Here is a 16920-nt window from a genome sequence, read left to right on the forward strand (position 1 = left end):
GCAATGGTGCACCGTCCGTGCATCGCATCGTCGCAGCAGGAGAACGTGGCCACATCCCGGGAACGTGGGCCGCAATCCTGTGACGCATCCCTGATACATCACCCATCCTGTCATTGGAGAGCAGCATGACTTTACATCGCAGGCAACAAACCGTTTTCTCGACGGCTACTCGCGTCCGTTCTGCTGACATGCTGAAGGCGCGGCATACCGTACCTTGCGCGCTGCGCCAGGCATTGGCCGGCTTGCTGGTGTGCGGCCTGCTCGCAGCCTGCGGGGGAAGCGGCGATTCGCCAGGATCTGTGGCAGGCACATCGGCTAGGAATTCACGGACACAGGCGGCCAACCAGAATTCAAGCCCATGGCATTGCGCGCCGAGCTCCTGATACGCGCACGCGCGCTGTTGTTTGTGTTCTGAGCGTTCAACGCTGCGCAGCAACGCCGCGAATGGGTGTTGTCTTCATCCGCGCAGTCCGTTCCCGAAACCGCCAAGGCCCCAGCAATGACCACGAAACCGACTTCCCGGCGCCAGTTCCTGCTTGATACGCTAAAACTCGCAGGCGCTTCTGCAGTCACCTCCCTCCTGCCTGAAGGCATCCTGAGGGCACAATCGATTCCTCCCGCCAGTTCTTCCTACTCGATAAACGACGTCCAGCATATTGTCATCCTGATGCAGGAGAACCGGTCTTTCGATCATTACTTCGGAATGCTTGCCGGTGTTCGTGGATTTGGCGACCCACGCCCTGTCATCCTGCCAAACGGCTATCCAGTCTGGCACCAGAATCCGGCTTCATCTTCTTCCTATGTTTTGCCGTATCACCCGGGTTCAGGTCCTCAAGGCGACACTTACTTTTCCGACCTGGACCACGATTGGACGACTACACATCAGGCGTGGAACGGTGGCCTGTATGACGGCTGGGCGCAGTACAAAACAGCGGCCACCATGGCTCATTTCACTTCGGGCGATATCCCCTACTATTACGCACTTGCTCAGGCATTCACGATCTGTGACAACTACCACTGCTCGCAACTTGGACCGACCAATCCCAACCGGATCTACCTGTGGACCGGCTGCTGCGGGAATCTTGCCGGGTCAAGTCCTCAGACCGGCAACGGTGTTTCGGCATACAACTGGAAAACCTTTCCTGAACTGCTTGCTGCCGCGGGTGTAACCTGGAAGGTCTATCAGGACAAAGGGCAGGGATTGGACACCAACAGCGGCGTGGGTGAATATGAAAGCGGCACGAAAACCGACCTCTGGTGGAACGGCAATTATGGCGACAACGCCCTGCTTAACTTTCCGCAGTATCAGAATCTCGGCGCAAGCAGCCCTCTTTCGCCCGCACTGAATGGAACGCAAATCGCGGCGACTGGAAACGCGAAACCGTATGATCTCGGGCTTTTTTCACAACTTCAGAGTGACGTCGCCAACAACACGCTACCTCAGGTATCGTGGATCGTCGCGCCCTACGCTTATTGCGAGCATCCTTCCTGGGCCGCCAGCGGCGGTGAGTGGTATGTCGATCAGGTCTTGCAGGCACTGACCTCGAATCCGGCAGTCTGGGCCAGCACGGTTCTATTCGTGACCTATGACGAGAATGACGGTTATTTCGATCACGTACCGCCTCCGGTTCCACCCGCCTCCACGAATGGCGTATCGAACGTGAGCACGGTCAATGAGTTCTACAACAACGGCGTGGCTAGCGATGGAACTGCGCCAACGGACGCGCTCAATCCTATCGGCCTTGGGCCCAGGGTGCCGATGATCGTCGTGTCCCCGTGGTCCATAGGAGGCAACGTCAATTCGCAGGTGTTCGACCATACCTCCGTCATCCAGTTTATCGAACGACGGTTCGGCACCAGTACCCAACCCATTACGGAAACGAATATAACGAGCTGGCGCCGGGCGGTGTGTGGCGACCTGACCTCTGCGTTCAATTTCGCAGGGCCGGCCAGTCAGTCGGGATTTACGATCGCGCCAGCAGTCAGCAATATGAATCCAAGCGGCCCGACGGTGCAACTTCCGGGTCCCCCCAGTCCGCAGGCATTGCCCACGCAGGCCGTTGCGACGCAGCCCGCGTGCCAACTCCCGTACGAGTTCTTCGTGGCAGGACGGATCAACAGTCAGGGCACCACGCTCACACTCCAATGCGCCAATACAGGCCAGGCAGGCGTATCGCTTCAATTGCGGAAATACACGGCGCCTGGAACAACTCCGCTCATGCCGCGTGTGTACACCATCGGAGCAAGTGTGGGTGGCGTTGCCGGGACAGTACAGGATGTACTGCCAATCGGGTCGGACGGTAGTTACGATTTTTCGATCTATGGGCCAAATGGTTTTTTGCGCGAATTCCGCGGCAATCTGATTGCGTCGGGAAGCTCGGGGCCTGCTCCCGAAGTGGAAACCTGCTACAACGTCGTGGATGCGAGCATCCAGATCACACTGGATAACTCGCTCGGTACTCAACCTTGCACTTTTGAAGTGACCGACAACGCCTATCAGACGAACAAGCCCGTTGCCGTCACCGTCGGTGCGGGAATGACGCAGGCAATAGTCTGGCCAGGCTGCTATGGCTGGCACGACGCCAGCGTCCGGATCGCGGGAGACGTGAACTACTTCAGGCGTATCGCCGGCTGCGTGCAAGCGCAGACCGGGCCCTGGAAAACAGACCCGGCGATCGGCAATGCGGCGCTGTTCGATCCAGCATTTTCGATTCAGGGGTCCACCTATGCCACGCTACGGTTCGACTACGTCGCACCGCCCTGGAATCACAGCCCAAAGAACTGGATTGGTGTCTATGCAAAGGGAGCGACTCCCGGCTCGGTCAACTCGCTGCAATGGGTGTATGCACCGCGAAACGCCGGTTCGGTACTACTCTCCACATACGGAGGTACGGCCCTGCCTTCGGGTCAGTACGACGTCTGGTATCTCTTTGACGACGGATATACGACGCTTGCGGGACCTGTGTCGCTCACTATCTAGCGTCATGCGGGAACTCACGTTCTCGTAGCCGCGAGGACGATGCCTCAACGCCGATGCGAACCGGTTGAAGCCAACCGGTTCGCCGGCAACGCAGGCTATCTGGTGACGAACCGGTACAGCGCGCGCCCTCGGCAAAAGCGGGATTGCGAGCGAAACCCGCCGGCCGCGAAAATCTCTCACTCCTCATCGTCGAAAGACGCATTGTGAACAGCGGCCACGCGCCCTGCTCTCGTCAACATTCCATCCCTGCCTGAAGCGCTCGACAGCCTGTCGAGCGCCGGCCCATGCTGCGTAACAAGATCATTCATTGCCAGAAAAAACTCCGCATGAACAAGCCAGACACGACACGACTCTGCGCAATTGCGACGTTACCAGGGAGAACACGGATTCTGGTTATAAATTAGGATTCCAGTGTGTTTATTTTTGCAAACTTGTAAATTTGTGGATTAGATAATATGCTGATTTCCGATCACATCTGGTAGTTCGATCCCGGTTCGCGAACATGGGTGTCCATTGCCGCATACCGATCTCTTTCCTATAGGAGTCAGCCTGATGAAACGCGTTATCCAACTTGCGGGGGCATGCTTCGTCTCCCTCTGTCTGCTCGGCACCGCTCACGCGCAGGATCCAGAAACCTGTCGCAGCGTGACACTCGGCGATGTGGGCTGGAGCGACATCGCCGCCACCACGGGTGTCGCAACCGCACTTCTGCAGGGACTCGGCTATCAGCCGACCAAAACGATCGCTTCGCCGCCAATCGTGTTCGCGGGAATCAAGAAAAAGCAGATTGATGCCTTCCTCGGCTATTGGGATCCGAGCATGACGTCGACCGTTGTGCCGTTCGTCCAGGCCGGCGCGATCAAGGTTCTTGAGCGCCCGAATCTGATCGGTGCGAAGTACACGCTAGCCGTGCCCTCCTATGCGGCCGACGCAGGCCTGCGGAGCTTTGCCGACATTGCGAAGTTCAGGGATCAGCTCGACGGCAAGATCTACGGCATAGGCGCAGGCAACAATGGCAATGCGCACATCCAGAAGATGATCGACACCAATCAGTTCGGCCTGGGCGGCTTCAAACTGGTCGAGTCGAGCGAGGCCGCCATGCTGGTGCAGGTCGGGCGGGCGATCAAGGAGCACAAGATGGTGGTGTTTCTCGCATGGGAGCCGCACCCGATGAATGTCGACTACAAGATCACCTATCTGGGTGGCGGTGACGACGTGTTCGGACCCAACTACGGATCGGCCAGGGTCTACACGGTTGTGCCGACCGACTACCTCGAACGGTGCCCAAATGTCGGCAAACTGCTGACCAACCTGCAGTTCACCACCGACATGGAGAACCGCCTGATGGTGCCGATCATGGATCACCAGGACCCCGTCACGGTCGCTCAGGCGTGGCTCAAGGAGAACCCCCAGACGCTCGATCACTGGCTCGCCGGCGTGACGGCATTCAACGGTGGCAGCGGGACAGCAGCGGTCAGGCACTCGCTCGACATGCAGTAGGCACCCTGTCAACGACCGGAGGAATCTCAGTTGACCTACCATCCTGATCTGGCTCTGTTCGATCTCGACCATACCTTGCTGCCGCTCGATAGCGACCAGGAATGGAACCGCTTTCTTGTGAAGCTTGGCGTGGTCGGCGGCGAACAGCATGCACGCGATGTCGACCGCTTCTACGACGCGTATCAGGCGGGCACGCTCGACATGGCGGCCTATCTGAACCACGTGCTCGCACCATTGGCCCGGCACCCGCGCGAACAGCTCGATACGTGGCACGCCCAGTTCATGCGCGAGATCATCTTGCCCGCGCTCCAGCCGGCTGCGCTGGCGCTTGTCCGGCATCACCAGGAAGCGGGCGACCTGTGCTGTCTGGTGACGGCGACCAATGCTTTCGTGACCCAGCCGATCGCGCGCGCGCTCGGTTTTTACCACCTGCTGGCGATCGATCTGGCGACCGACGGCAACCGGCCGGACGGGCACTTCACCGGTGAATGGATCGGCGTGCCGAGCTTTCGGGAAGGCAAGATCACGCGTACCGAAGCATGGCTTGCCTCACTGGGGCGTAGTTTTGCCAACTTCGGACGCAGCTGGTTCTATAGCGATTCGGTCAACGACATTCCGTTGCTGGAACGCGTGAGCAACCCCGTGGCGACCAACCCGGACGACCGGCTCAGACACATCGCCGGGGAAAGGGACTGGCCGATCCTTGAACTGTTCGATCCGACTGGCGGCGCCGGCCAGGTACCCGCCTGAGCGGCAACGCTCGCGCGGAGAACCACGTGATCCCGATCGTTCTTCGTCTTGCCGGTGGCGTCGTGCTGCTGACGTCGGGATTACACAGGCTCGGAGTGACGCCACCGATCGGACGCCAGCTCTGGTTAATCTGAAGTCCTACGCATTAATGCGGATCCTTCAGCCCTGCCATTCCTGCACGAGGGTCTGGACCAGTTGCGCGGCAGGCAACTCGCGCGCGAGCGGCGCACCCTGCCCGGCCCACTGCGCCGCAAATTCGTGATTGCCGAGTTTCGCCGCGGCCGCGTTCAACTGCTTGGCAGCGTCGTAGGCGACGGGGTAAGCCGCGGGCACCGGACTTCCCAAAGACTCACCGAACGAGATGAGGCGATTGGTCATGCCACGCGCGGGCCGGCCGGACAGTACGCTCGTCAAGCGGGTGGCCGCCGCGCGCGCGCTCTTGAGGTTGGCGCGGTAGCCGGCATTGGCCGCCGATTCGGGACATAGAATGAAAGCGGTGCCGAGTTGCGCGGCCGCAGCGCCGAGGTCGAGCGCCGCCCTGATTCCCTCGCCGTCCATAATGCCTCCCGCAGCAATCACAGGGAGCTTCGTTCTCTGCACCAACAACCGGACCAGCACAGCCGTGCTCAACCGCTCATCGATCGCATCCGGGTCGAACATGCCGCGGTGGCCGCCGGCCTCGATCCCTTGCGCCACGATCGCGTCGACGCCGGCCTGCTCGATGAGCGCTGCCTCACGCAGGCTGGTGGCGCTGGCCAACGTCGTGATGCCTGCGTCGCGCAATGCCTTGATGCGGTCCGCGGAGGGCAGACCAAAGTGGAAGCTGACAACCGCGGGACGCTGCTCGATCAGCAGGTCGAACACTGCGTCGTCACGAAGAAACGTCGTGTAGATCTCATTGAGCACGGCCGGCGGCTCAATCCCCGCCTCGGCGAACAGGGGCGCCAGGTAATGCAGCCACGCCGTCTCGCGCGCCGCATCGCGCTCTGCAGGCACATGGCAAAACACATTCACGTTGAACGGTTCACGAGTCAGGCTGCGCGTTTCCTCGATCATTTTGCGCGCCTGGTCAGCCGTGCTCGCACCGATACCTAGCGAACCCAGTCCGCCGGCATTGGAAACCGCGGCCGCCAGTTGCGGCGTGGAGACGCCCGCCATCGGCGCCTGAATGATGGGGAATTCAATGCCAAGTCGTGCAATGAAGGGGTTTAGCGAGCTCATGGCAACTCCTGTTCTGGAACGGGTTGAACGGTGAGGATGACAAAATCTCAATTTGAGAATAAACTCATTCTATCATTTCTTTTTAGAGAACAACATGGATCTGGAATCGCTCAACATCTTCTGCGTCGTGGCAGCGGAATTGAGCATCACACGCGCGGCAAGCCGCCTTGGCAGAGTGCAGTCCAACGTGACCACGCGGATTCAGCAGCTCGAAGCCGATGTGGGCGTGGAGCTTTTTGTGCGCAGCGGCAAGCGGCTCAGCCTCTCGACGGCCGGCGAGCGTTTTCTAGGTTACGCAAAACGGTTGCTGGCGTTGGAAGAAGAGGCCCGGCACGTGGTCACGGGCGGTCTGGACGGCGGCGTCCTGCGCATGGGATGTATGGAAAGTACGGCCGCCAGCCGTTTGCCCACCGTGCTCGCTGCGTACCATGCCCGCTACCCGACCACACGGCTCGAGGTCAGTACAGGACCCTCACGCCAGTTACTGGAACAGGTCCGCATCGGGAGGCTGGACTGCGCATTCCTCGCCTTGCCGTCTGCCGTTGAGGATGACGCCTCACTGGCCGACATGGGTCTCGTCGCCGAAAAAGTATGGCTCGAAGAACTGCTGCTGCTGGCACCCGCGAGCGAAGCGTCCGCTAGCAGCGCCCGGGAAATCCAGACGCGCTCGCTCGCTGCGTTCGCACAGGGGTGCTCTTACCGCGCCATTGCGGAAGCGGTGCTCGGCATTCCTGATTCACCTGGCTGGCAAGTCCAGGAAATGGGCTCGTACCACGCCATGATCGCGTGCGTTGCCGCCGGAGCCTGCGTCACGGTGCTGCCAAAGAGCGTCCTCGAACTGGCCAAGGTTCCCACTGATCTGAAGACGCTGCCGGCCGGGCAAGTGGAAACCTGCCTGCTGTGGCGTTCGGGTTATGACGTTCCGGCCTTCCAGAACCTGCTGAATCAATTGAAGAGGGTTTGAAACATGAGCACCATCGCAGCACGGACCGGCGTCAATTTCCGCCCGGCTATCGACGCGGCCTTGATCATGGCCATCGGCATGGGTTTTGGCCGCTTCGCATTCACCGCCATCTACCCGCACATGGTGGAAGAAGGACTGCTCAGTCTGCACGGCGGCAGCCTGGCGGCGTCCGCGAACTACGCGGGCTATCTGCTCGGCGCCTTGCTGGCGATTCGGGCCCAGGCCCACAGCGCGCACCGTCTGTGTCTCTGGTCGATGGCCGGCACGGCGCTTTGCCTCGCCATTCTGTGCGTCCTCGACTCGACGTGGATGATTGTGGCGGTCCGCGGTATCGCCGGCGTATTCAGTGCGCTCGCGATGGTCGCAGCATCACTCTGGCTCCTCGAACATCGGCGGCAGCTTCACCGGGCTCCCCTGCTCTATGCAGGTGTGGGTATCGGCATTGCGGTGTCCGCCGAACTTCTGGTCGCGGGCGCCCACGCCGGGCTGCACAGCAAAGGGCTTTGGCTGCTGCTCGGCGTAACGAGCCTGATCATCGGGCTGGCTGCCACGCCGGGGCTGGTTGGCCACGGTTCCGCGACGATCGGTTCAGCAAGTGCATCCTCATCCGGCACACAAAAAACGGTCAAACCCTGGCCGCTGGTGGTGATCTATGGCCTCGCGGGCCTCGGGTACATCGTCACGGCCACCTACCTGCCGCTGCTGGTCAGGAGCACCTTGCCCAATGTGGATGCAGCCCACGTCTGGGCGGTGTTCGGGCTGGGCGCCGCACCGTCGTGCTTCCTTTGGCATCGCATTCACGAGCGGCTCGGAACACGCACAGCACTACTGACAAACCTGATCATCCAGGCTGCAGGCGTCGCTCTGCCAACCGTCGCGCAATCCGCGGCCGGGTATCTGCTCAGCGCGCTGCTCGTGGGCGGAACGTTCATGGGCACGGTCACGATTGCCATGCCGGCCGCGCAGCGCGTGGCGAGCAAGGTGCGAGGCAATCTGATGGCGATCATGACGGTGGTCTACGGTATCGGCCAGATCGCCGGGCCGATGGCGGCTAACGCGCTCTATGCGCAAAGCCACACGTTCTCCAGCTCGCTGATAGCCGCCGCTGGCACGCTGATCGTGGCGGCAATCATGAGCGTTCTGTTGCTTTGAGCGTGCCCATAACCCGGCGGCAAAGCATCCGGCTTCCTGCACGATCGCGTAGCCGTGGGCGGCACATTAGACCTGTTTACGCCTGCAGGAGCGCTCACGCTTGCTGACAACGACAGGCCGCTCGCGTTGATCAGCGGCGGTGTCGGCATTGCTCCAACGCCGGCAATGGCCGATCCGGTCATGATCGACGATAGACCCGCTAACCAACCTCGTCGCCATAATCGACCGCCAAACTCCAGGCCGGATCATCGTGCCGCGCCCAGTAGGCTTCGAACAGTGCGCGCGTGACGGGGCCAGGCGTGCCGTCGCCAATCATCGTGTCATTGAGCCGCGCCACCGGCATGATGCCTCCTGCAGTCGACGTGATGAATACCTCGTCTGCATTGCGCAACTGGCTCTCGCTGATCTTGCCCGTGTGTGCGCGCAACCCTGCCGCATCCGCGAGATCGAACACCGTCTGGCGCGTGATGCCGTGCAGAACACCATGGTCTGGCGTGTGCAGCGCCCCGTCACACACAATGAAGACATTGAATCCAGGCCCCTCGGCGACACTCCCGTCCGTACACTTGACGATCACGTTTTCCGCACCGGCGTCGTATCCCTTGAACAACGCGGTCACGAGATCGAGCCAATGGTAATTCTTGATCTGCGGATCGACCGACTCGGGCGGAATTCGGCGCACGTCGTCGATCAGATGCAGATGCAGTCCTTCTTTCAGTTGGCGTGCATTGGCAACCGATCCGAACGGCACCGCAAACGCGACAAACTGGTTGATCGCGTCTCTTGGGTCACGGCTGAAGGTCGGCGATATTCCGCGCGTGCAAAGCATTTCGACGTAAGCGTCACGCAAGCCGGAACGCTTCACGCATTCGACGAGGATATGACTCAACTCATCGTCGCTGAACGGCACGTTCAGCCGCAGCCTCGCCAGTGACCGGCGAAACCGCGCGATATGCAAGTCGAGACGGAAAAACTTTCCTTTCCAGACATGCACCGTGTCGTACGTCGCGTCCGAGTGAAGAATCCCCCAGTCGAGTACGGAGATGCGCGCTTCCGAAATCGGCATGAACTGACCCGCCATATACGCGACACCGGTGGGATAAGTCAGGCCGTCGAGGCGGCCAATGTCTTGCACAGGCATAGGGAGGCTCTCAGAGTGTGTGAGGAAAGTAGTCAACGAGCCGGGCGAACGTAACGATATCCGCTTCGAAGACACTACGGTGTACATACGGATTCGCCCCGATCGCACGGTCGAAAGACAGTTTGCCGTCGAGGTGATCGATCTCGTGCTGTATCAGCTCGGACAGGTCGCGAGGCAGTGAATTCTTAACGTGAACGCAGCCGTCGAACGCCGTGTATTGGATCGATACGGACACGTGGCGCTCGACCATCACGAGCATCTCGGGGAAACACATGCAATCGTCCCAGAGTGTCATGCGTTCTTCACTGCGCCAGACGATCTCGGGGTTCACGATCACCTCCGGCCAGCCGGGAAGCGCGAGGCCGATCATCCGTTTTCCAATACCGATCTGCGGCGCCGCGATCGCGCGCCCGAAGCCATGCTCCTCGCGAAATACCCGGAGCGCTTCGGTCAGCGCGCGCGCCTCTTCCAGCACGACAGGATCGCGAACGTCGTCGACCGGATTCGCGATCTCGCGCAGTGAAGCCGTGCCGACCGCGAGAATACGTGAGCTCATTTCACCACCTCTGCCAGCGCCATCTTGTTGCCTCCCTTGAACGTGGAAATCGTTGCTGCCGGATTCTTCAGATCGCCGTTCGCATCGAATGCGATCTTGCCTGTTACGCCCTCAAAGCTCACCGCATGAAGCGCCTCGACAATCTTCGCCGGGTCGCTCGACTGCGCGAGCATGACGGCATGGTAAATCGCCATCATCGCGTCGTAGGCATACGGGGCGTAGAGTTGCACCGGCTCGCCGTACTTCGCCTTGAAACGCGCCGCGAAGGCCGGCCCGCCTGGCATTGTGGCAAGGCTGCGTCCGCCATCGGCACAGTAGAGATTACCGTCGAGCGCATCGCCGGCAAGCGTCTGGATTTCCTCGGTACACAAGCCGTCACCGCCCATCAACGGCGCGTCGATCTGATACTTCTTCATTTGCTTGAGCATCGGGCCACCTTGGGTGTCCATGCCGCCGAAGAATATCGCATCGGGACGCTTGCCCTTGATCAGCGTAAGCGAAGAACCGAAGTCGAACGCCTTGTCGGTCGTGTATTCGCGCGCGGCAACAGTGACGCCGGCCTTGCCGACGTCGTCGACAAATACGTCGGCGATCCCCTGCCCGTATGCAGTGCGGTCGTCAATCACACCCACGCGGTGTACATGCAGATGTTCGACGGCATATCGCGAAACGACCTCACCGAGGAAGCTATCGTTGGCGAGCATCCGGAAGGTGGTTCGATAGCCGAGGTGAGTAAATTGCGGATTGGTCGCTGAGGGCGTCAGTTCTGCCATATTCGCCGACGCGTAAAGCCGGGCGACGGCAATCGAGGTGCCCGAGTTCTGATGACCGATCACGGCACTCACGTGCTGGTCGACGAAACGTTGAGCGACGGTCGTTGCCGTCCTGGGATCGGCTGCATCATCCTGCGCATTGAGCGTGAATGTGACCGGCTTGCCCGCGATCGTAGGATGTTGTGCGTTGATTTCCTCAATGGCCAGGCGAATGCCCCGTTCGCTATCCTTGCCGTAATGGGCCTGGCCACCCGTGAGGGCGCCTGCAAAGCCGACCACAATCGTGTCGTCGGCATACGTCGACGCGGCGAACGCGGACAGTGTCGCGATCAATAAAAGATGCCTGGTTCGCATGCTCTTCTCCGTATTTGTCAACCGTTGATTGATGCTACGATTCTATGGAGACGCGGCGAAATCCAAAAAAGTGCTAAAGCCGTCAAGCGTCGGTGAATTTCTTTTTTTTGCTTTTAGAGAAATCCAATGACCATGCAAGTCAGCTCGCTGGACAATTTCGATTTGCGGATCCTGGCGATCCTCCAGCGCGACAATCAGATCAGCAATCAGTCGCTGGCTGCGGAGATCGGCCTGAGCCCACCTGCGTGCATGCGGCGGGTCAAGCGGCTACGGGACGAAAAATACATTCTGAAGGACGTGTCAGTGGTCGATCCGAACAAGGTCGGCTTGCCGCTGATGATGCTGGTCATGGTTCAGGTCGAACGGGAGCGGGTCGACCTGCTCGATGAATTCAAGCGCTTCCTCAATTCGCTGCCTGAAGTCATGCAGTGCTACGTCGTGACGGGCCGGGCGGATTTTGTCATCATGATCTCGATGCGCGACGTCGACCACTATGAAGAATTCTCGACGCGGGTGTTCAGACAGAATCCGAACATCCGCCACTTCGAAACGATGGTCGTGATGTCGAAGGTCAAGGTGGGGCTATCGCTGCCGCTCGACATCTGACAGCGGCGAGAGCCTTTCCTCCCCTTCCCCTGACACCTCCCTAGCGCACCACGAATCCCGCGCCGACCTCATCGTTTCGATCGAGCATCCAGCGTGCCGTACCCAGAATGCTGGCCGTCCCCTTCACGGTCGGACGCACGGCGCGCGTGCCGTTCAGATCGACCTCGCCGAGCAGGCAGCCTTCGAAAGTGCCGCTGCCAAGCAAGCCCTCGGAGAGGATCGGCTGATTCAGTTTGAGTTTGCCGCGTGCCTCGAACATCGCCATCATCGCACTGGTGCCGGTGCCGCCCGGCGAACGGTCCAGCTGGCCCGCGCTGAACACGTGGACGTTCTTGTAGAAAGCGCCTTCGATCGTCGGCGAGTGCCAGAACGTGATGAAATTCAGATTGTTGATGTGCGCTTCAGTCGGATGCTGGATGCGCATCTGCTCCTTGATCTGATCACGCACGAGCAGGCCGAGGCGCGACAGTTCGCTGCCGTTCTCGGGCGAGATTCGCAACGCGCAGCCCGACAGATCGACAATGCCGAAATAGTTGCCACCCCAGACGAGATCGGCCTTCAGATCGCCATAGCCCGGCAGATGCACGGGAATGTCCTGCGCGGCGACATAGGCCGGCACGTTCTCGAAGCGCGTCCACAGCACCTCGTCGCCCTCTGACGCCACTTCGGCGACCACCAGCCCCGCCGTCGTTTCGAAACGAATCCGCGTGATGCCATTGTCGCCGCGCGGCACGAGACCCAACGCCACCATCGTCATGGCAACCGCGATTGTGCCGTGACCGCACATATGTGAGTACTCGGTGCCGTCGATATAAATCAGACCCGCGTCGAATTCCTTGCTCGACGGCGGCGTCAGGAATACGCCGAACATATCCTTATGTCCGCGCGGCTCGCGCATCAGCGCCTTGCGCAACCAGTCATAGTTCGTCTCAAGAAAGGCGCGCTTTTCCAGGATCGTCGATCCCGGCGGATAGGGAATGCCGCTGTGCACGATGCAAAGGGGCTCCCCTTCGGTGTGGGTATAGATGACATCGAACGCGTCCTGCTTACGCATGGTTGAAGCTCCTCGTTGAAAAGTGAGTGAGGGTTAGCTGCGGTCGGACAGCATGTCCAGGCCGATCGTCAAATCGAGAATCGTGATCACCACGATCGCCACCACGATGGTCGCGCCCGATACGGCCGCGATCGTCGGGTCGATCGTGTACTGCACGTAGTTGAAAAGCTTGACCGGTATCGTGTTGAGGTCGGCCGTCGTGTTGAAAATCGACAGCTCGACGTTGATCCACGACGAGATGAACGCGAAGATCGATCCCGTCACGATGCCCGAACGGATTCGCGGCAACACGACGAGAAAGAACGTGGTCCACGGATTGGCGCCGAGGTCATACGACGCCTCCTCGAGCGCGCGCTGCTCGGGGGTCATCATCGACATCACCGAGCGCAGCACGAACGGCGAGACGATCACCGTATGGCCGATCAGGAGCGAGGCAAAACTGCGCGTGAGTCCGAAGTAACCGCCGAACTGCAGCAAGGCCGCGCCGAGCACGATGTGCGGTAGCACGAGCGGCGCCATCAGCGCGACCGTCAGCGCGCGCTTGCCCGGAAACGGGTAACGCGCGAAGGCCAGTGCCGCGGGCACGGTAAGAACCAGCGCCGCGGCCGTGGCCGCCAGCGCCAGCAAGGTACTCGTCGAGAACGCCGCGACGTAGCTCGGGTCGGACAGCATCACCTGATACCAGTGCAAGGTGAGGCCGCGCGGCGGAAACGCGAGGAATTGCGACGCCGTCACGGAGCTGCCGAGAATGACCACAAGCGGGAGCACCAGATAGGCGAGCACGACCCAGGAGACAACGCGAATCGACATTCGGGCGATCATCGTGCCCTCCCGCGAATCTCACCAACCCGGCCTGCGAGAGCGACCATGACGAGCGTAAAGACGAGCAGCACGATACTGAGCGCGCCGCCGTAATTGAAATCGAACGTCGCGCTGTACTGCTGGAAGATCAACATCGACAGGACGGTAACGCGGCCGCCCGACAACAACGCCGGCGTCACATAGGCGCTGACCGCGAGCGTGAAAACCATGATCGCCCCGGCCACCACACCGGGTAAGGTCAGCGGCCACGTGACATAGCGGAAGGTCTCGAGCGGACTCGCGCCGAGATCCGCGGACGCCTGCTCGACAGCGGGATCGACTTGTGCAAGCGCATTGCCGACCGCCAGCACGACAAACGGCAGCAGCACATAGACCATGCCGATCAGAATGCCCAGTTCGGTGCCGAGGAAGCGCACCGGACGCTCGATCGCGCCGGTGGCAAGGAGCGTCTGATTGACGAGCCCGTTGCGGCCCAGCAGCACCATCCAGCCGAATGAGCGGACGATATTGCTCGTCAGCATCGGCACCACGAGCAGGATCACGCAGATCCGCCGCCACGGGCCCCAGCGAACCACCCGCACGAGATACCAGGCGAGCGGATAGCCGAGCAGCAGGCACGCCAGCGTGCTCAGGCAGGCAAGACGGAAGGTGACGAGAATGACGCCCCAGTGATACTGGTCGGCCAGCACGCGCACGTAGTTGACGAGCGATACGCCGTGCGTTTGCGGACTGGTGAAGCTGGCCAGCAGCACCACGGCAAGCGGCGCGAGAAAGAACGCCGTGAAAAACACCATCGGCGCAGCCATCATGACCAACGGCGTGACGACGGGGCGATTCATGCCGGCTCCCCAATCAGATGCAGGTCGGACGGATCGAAACCGAAACGCACCGGGCCTCCCGTTCGCGTTGCAGCGGCCGGCAGCCCCATCACGCGGGCCACGACACGCTGGCCGTCGACATTGGCGTGAAGCATCGTGTGACTGCCGACACTCACCACGTCGACCAGCACGCCCGAGACGCAGCACAGTGACGCATCGTCGTGGCCCGCGTTGTCGAGCACACGCAGTTGCTCCGGCCGCAGGACCGCAACGCCCTTCGACGGCGCACCGGCGCGCGCGAGACGGGCGGGCGCGCCCGGCAATGCCAGCGAAATCGCACCACTGGCCGCGGTAAAGTCGATCAGGTTGGCCTCACCGATGAACTCGGTGACAAAGCGCGTGGCAGGCGCGCGATAGATGTCCGTGCCGGTGCCGACCTGTTCGATCCGCCCCGCGTTCATCACGACGATCCGGTCGGCCATCGTCATCGCCTCCTCCTGATCGTGCGTGACGAACACAAACGCAATGCCGAGCTTTGCCTGCAGATGCTTGAGTTCGAGCTGCATGCGTTTGCGCAACTTCATGTCGAGTGCGGACAACGGCTCATCGAGCAGCAGCAGCTTCGGCTGGTTGACCACCGCGCGCGCCAGCGCCACACGCTGCTGCTGGCCGCCCGACATCTCACGCGGATAGCGCTCGGCAAGCGACGCCAGACCGACCAGTTCAAGCGCCGCTCTGGCGCGTTCGCTCGCCTCACGACGCGACGCGCCCTGCCGTCGTGGACCGTAGGCCACGTTCTCGAGCACGGTCATATGCGGGAACAGCGCGTAGTTCTGGAACACCGTGTTCAGCGGACGCCGGTACGGCGGCAAACCGGTGACATCTTCGCCATCGATCACGATACGGCCGCTGTCGGGCGTCAGAAAGCCGGCGATCGAACGCAGCAGCGTGGTCTTGCCGCAGCCGCTCGGTCCGAGCAGCGCGATGAATTCTCCCTGGCGGATGTCCAGGTGAATCCGCTCGAGCGCGGTGTATCCGCCAAAGCGCTTGCACACGGCATCGAGAGTCAAAAGGGCTGGCATCGCTTGCACCTGGTTCATTGCTTGGTGGCTACCTGACGGTTCCACGCAGCCGTGATCTCGCCACGGCGCGCGTTGAGCACGCTCCAGTCGAACAGCTTCAGGCTGTCGACTGAACCGTTGGCGCCCCAGGGCAGCTTGCGCGCCACGTCGGGGGGAAGCTTGACGCCTGCCACGGCCGGCCCGAGATACAGCTTCGTCGCCAAGCACGTCGCCGCCTCCGGCGTCAGGGCGGCGTTGATGAATTTCTCCGCCGCCGCCTTGTTGCGCGAGCCCTTCACGAGATGCAGGCGGGCGTCGGTCGCCCATGCCCCTTCCTTCGGCACGACAAAGCCGATCGGCGCGCCCTTGTCGATCAGGTCCCACGCGCCGACGTTGAAGAACGCGCCAATCGTCGCTTCGCCGCTCTGAAAGGCGTTCGTCGCGGCCCCCGAGCTGTCGTAGAAGAGCGCGGTATCGAGGGCTGCGAGCTTCGCGTAGACGGGATCGAGATGAGCCGGGTCGACGCCCCACACCTGAGCGAGGAACACCACAAACGGGATGCCGGCGGAGTTGGCCGGCGACGGCACCGTTACCGCGCCCGCATAGGCCGGATTCCAGAGGTCCTTCCAGCTCGTCGGCGGTTTGACCGATCGGATGTTGTAGGCCAATCCCAGCGAGTAGTAGCCGGAGCCGACCGCGTAGGTCGTATTGCCGTCGCGATAGACGGCCTTGGCGATCACCTGCCTGAGATTCGGAATTGCCGCGCTGTCGAGGTTGTCGAGCACACCTGCCTGATAGGCCAGTTCGCTGATGCCGCCATCCATCCACGCGACGTCGATGGTGGGTGCCGCTTTCTGCTGCTGCAACTTGGCGAGCGTCGTGGTCGAGGTGCCGAGTTCCGGCGTCACGGTAATCCCGGTTGCCTTCGTGAAAGGCTCGGCCACGCAACTACGAAAAGCGTCGCCCCAGTTGCCGCCGTACATGGCGACCGTCAGCCGTGGCGCCTGCGCGGCGGCGCTTAGTGAAACCATCGTGCAGGCGAGCGCAATGGCCGCCTTGATCGTGTTGCGCGTTCCGTGTCCCATGTCGTCCCCAGGTTTGGCTTGTCGTGACCACACCTGTATCTTGCGCGCCGCATGGCACCGCCAGCTTGCAAGTCACGGCCAAT

At 61.3% G+C, this 16920-nt stretch carries 15 protein-coding genes; 6 read left to right on the forward strand and 9 right to left on the reverse strand.

What is annotated here, in order from left to right; genetic code table 11:
• The first annotated feature begins 499 nt into the window (after positions 1 to 499).
• The 3 genes from BCY88_RS09675 (at position 500) to BCY88_RS09685 (ending at position 5230) form a co-directional block, all read left to right on the forward strand.
• Positions 500 to 2980: a phosphocholine-specific phospholipase C gene (locus BCY88_RS09675; protein WP_120344040.1), complete on the forward strand. Its 2481-nt coding sequence runs from the start codon at positions 500 to 502 to the stop codon at positions 2978 to 2980.
• Between the two features lie 552 nt (positions 2981 to 3532).
• Positions 3533 to 4480, forward strand: a complete 948-nt coding sequence (locus tag BCY88_RS09680; protein ID WP_120344041.1) for a choline ABC transporter substrate-binding protein — start codon at positions 3533 to 3535, stop codon at positions 4478 to 4480.
• 30 nt (positions 4481 to 4510) lie between these two features.
• Positions 4511 to 5230 (forward strand): histidinol-phosphatase, encoded by a 720-nt coding sequence (locus BCY88_RS09685; protein WP_120344042.1) that lies wholly within the window; start codon positions 4511 to 4513, stop codon positions 5228 to 5230.
• Positions 5231 to 5389: 159 nt separating this feature from the next.
• Here the strand turns inward: BCY88_RS09685 and BCY88_RS09690 are convergent, their stop codons facing one another.
• Entirely contained in the window at positions 5390 to 6451 is a 1062-nt protein-coding gene (locus BCY88_RS09690) for an NAD(P)H-dependent flavin oxidoreductase (RefSeq protein WP_120344043.1), read from the reverse strand.
• Between the two features lie 94 nt (positions 6452 to 6545).
• On the opposite strand from BCY88_RS09690, the gene BCY88_RS09695 reads away from it, so the two are divergent.
• Together BCY88_RS09695 and BCY88_RS09700 are read left to right on the forward strand one after the other, a co-directional pair.
• Entirely contained in the window at positions 6546 to 7415 is an 870-nt protein-coding gene (locus BCY88_RS09695; protein WP_120344044.1) for a LysR substrate-binding domain-containing protein, read from the forward strand.
• Positions 7416 to 7418: 3 nt separating this feature from the next.
• The gene (locus tag BCY88_RS09700; RefSeq protein ID WP_120344045.1) at positions 7419 to 8567 is read left to right on the forward strand and encodes a YbfB/YjiJ family MFS transporter; all 1149 of its coding nucleotides are present in this window, start codon (positions 7419 to 7421) and stop codon (positions 8565 to 8567) included.
• 199 nt (positions 8568 to 8766) lie between these two features.
• Here the strand turns inward: BCY88_RS09700 and BCY88_RS40300 are convergent, their stop codons facing one another.
• The 3 genes from BCY88_RS40300 to BCY88_RS09720 are packed head-to-tail and all read right to left on the reverse strand — an operon-like array spanning position 8767 to position 11391.
• Positions 8767 to 9708 (reverse strand): aminotransferase class IV, encoded by a 942-nt coding sequence (locus BCY88_RS40300; protein ID WP_120344046.1) that lies wholly within the window; start codon positions 9706 to 9708, stop codon positions 8767 to 8769.
• Between the two features lie 10 nt (positions 9709 to 9718).
• Entirely contained in the window at positions 9719 to 10264 is a 546-nt protein-coding gene (locus BCY88_RS40305) for a peptide deformylase (protein WP_120344047.1), read from the reverse strand.
• Positions 10261 to 11391: a branched-chain amino acid ABC transporter substrate-binding protein gene (locus BCY88_RS09720; RefSeq protein ID WP_120344048.1), complete on the reverse strand. Its 1131-nt coding sequence runs from the start codon at positions 11389 to 11391 to the stop codon at positions 10261 to 10263. Before BCY88_RS09720 ends, BCY88_RS40305 begins: the two co-directional genes overlap by 4 nt.
• 126 nt (positions 11392 to 11517) lie before the next feature.
• Between BCY88_RS09720 and BCY88_RS09725 the strand changes: the two genes are divergently transcribed.
• Positions 11518 to 11997 (forward strand): Lrp/AsnC family transcriptional regulator, encoded by a 480-nt coding sequence (locus BCY88_RS09725; protein ID WP_120344049.1) that lies wholly within the window; start codon positions 11518 to 11520, stop codon positions 11995 to 11997.
• 40 nt (positions 11998 to 12037) lie between these two features.
• Here the strand turns inward: BCY88_RS09725 and BCY88_RS09730 are convergent, their stop codons facing one another.
• The 5 genes from BCY88_RS09730 to BCY88_RS09750 are packed head-to-tail and all read right to left on the reverse strand — an operon-like array spanning position 12038 to position 16837.
• Positions 12038 to 13051: a proline racemase family protein gene (locus tag BCY88_RS09730; protein WP_120344050.1), complete on the reverse strand. Its 1014-nt coding sequence runs from the start codon at positions 13049 to 13051 to the stop codon at positions 12038 to 12040.
• 33 nt (positions 13052 to 13084) lie between these two features.
• Positions 13085 to 13873: an ABC transporter permease gene (locus BCY88_RS09735; protein WP_120344051.1), complete on the reverse strand. Its 789-nt coding sequence runs from the start codon at positions 13871 to 13873 to the stop codon at positions 13085 to 13087.
• Entirely contained in the window at positions 13870 to 14712 is an 843-nt protein-coding gene (locus tag BCY88_RS09740) for an ABC transporter permease (RefSeq protein ID WP_120344052.1), read from the reverse strand. The genes BCY88_RS09735 and BCY88_RS09740 overlap by 4 nt, the downstream gene beginning before the upstream one ends.
• On the reverse strand, positions 14709 to 15773 hold the full coding sequence (locus tag BCY88_RS09745; protein ID WP_120344132.1) for an ABC transporter ATP-binding protein: 1065 nt from the start codon (positions 15771 to 15773) through the stop codon (positions 14709 to 14711). Before BCY88_RS09745 ends, BCY88_RS09740 begins: the two co-directional genes overlap by 4 nt.
• A 14-nt stretch (positions 15774 to 15787) precedes the next feature.
• Complete coding sequence (locus tag BCY88_RS09750) at positions 15788 to 16837, reverse strand: ABC transporter substrate-binding protein (protein WP_120344053.1); 1050 nt, start codon at positions 16835 to 16837, stop codon at positions 15788 to 15790.
• Between the last annotated feature and the right edge of the window lie 83 nt (positions 16838 to 16920).

Source organism: Paraburkholderia fungorum (genome assembly GCF_003610895.1).
In the GTDB taxonomy this organism is placed as follows: Bacteria; Pseudomonadota; Gammaproteobacteria; order Burkholderiales; family Burkholderiaceae; genus Paraburkholderia; species Paraburkholderia fungorum_B.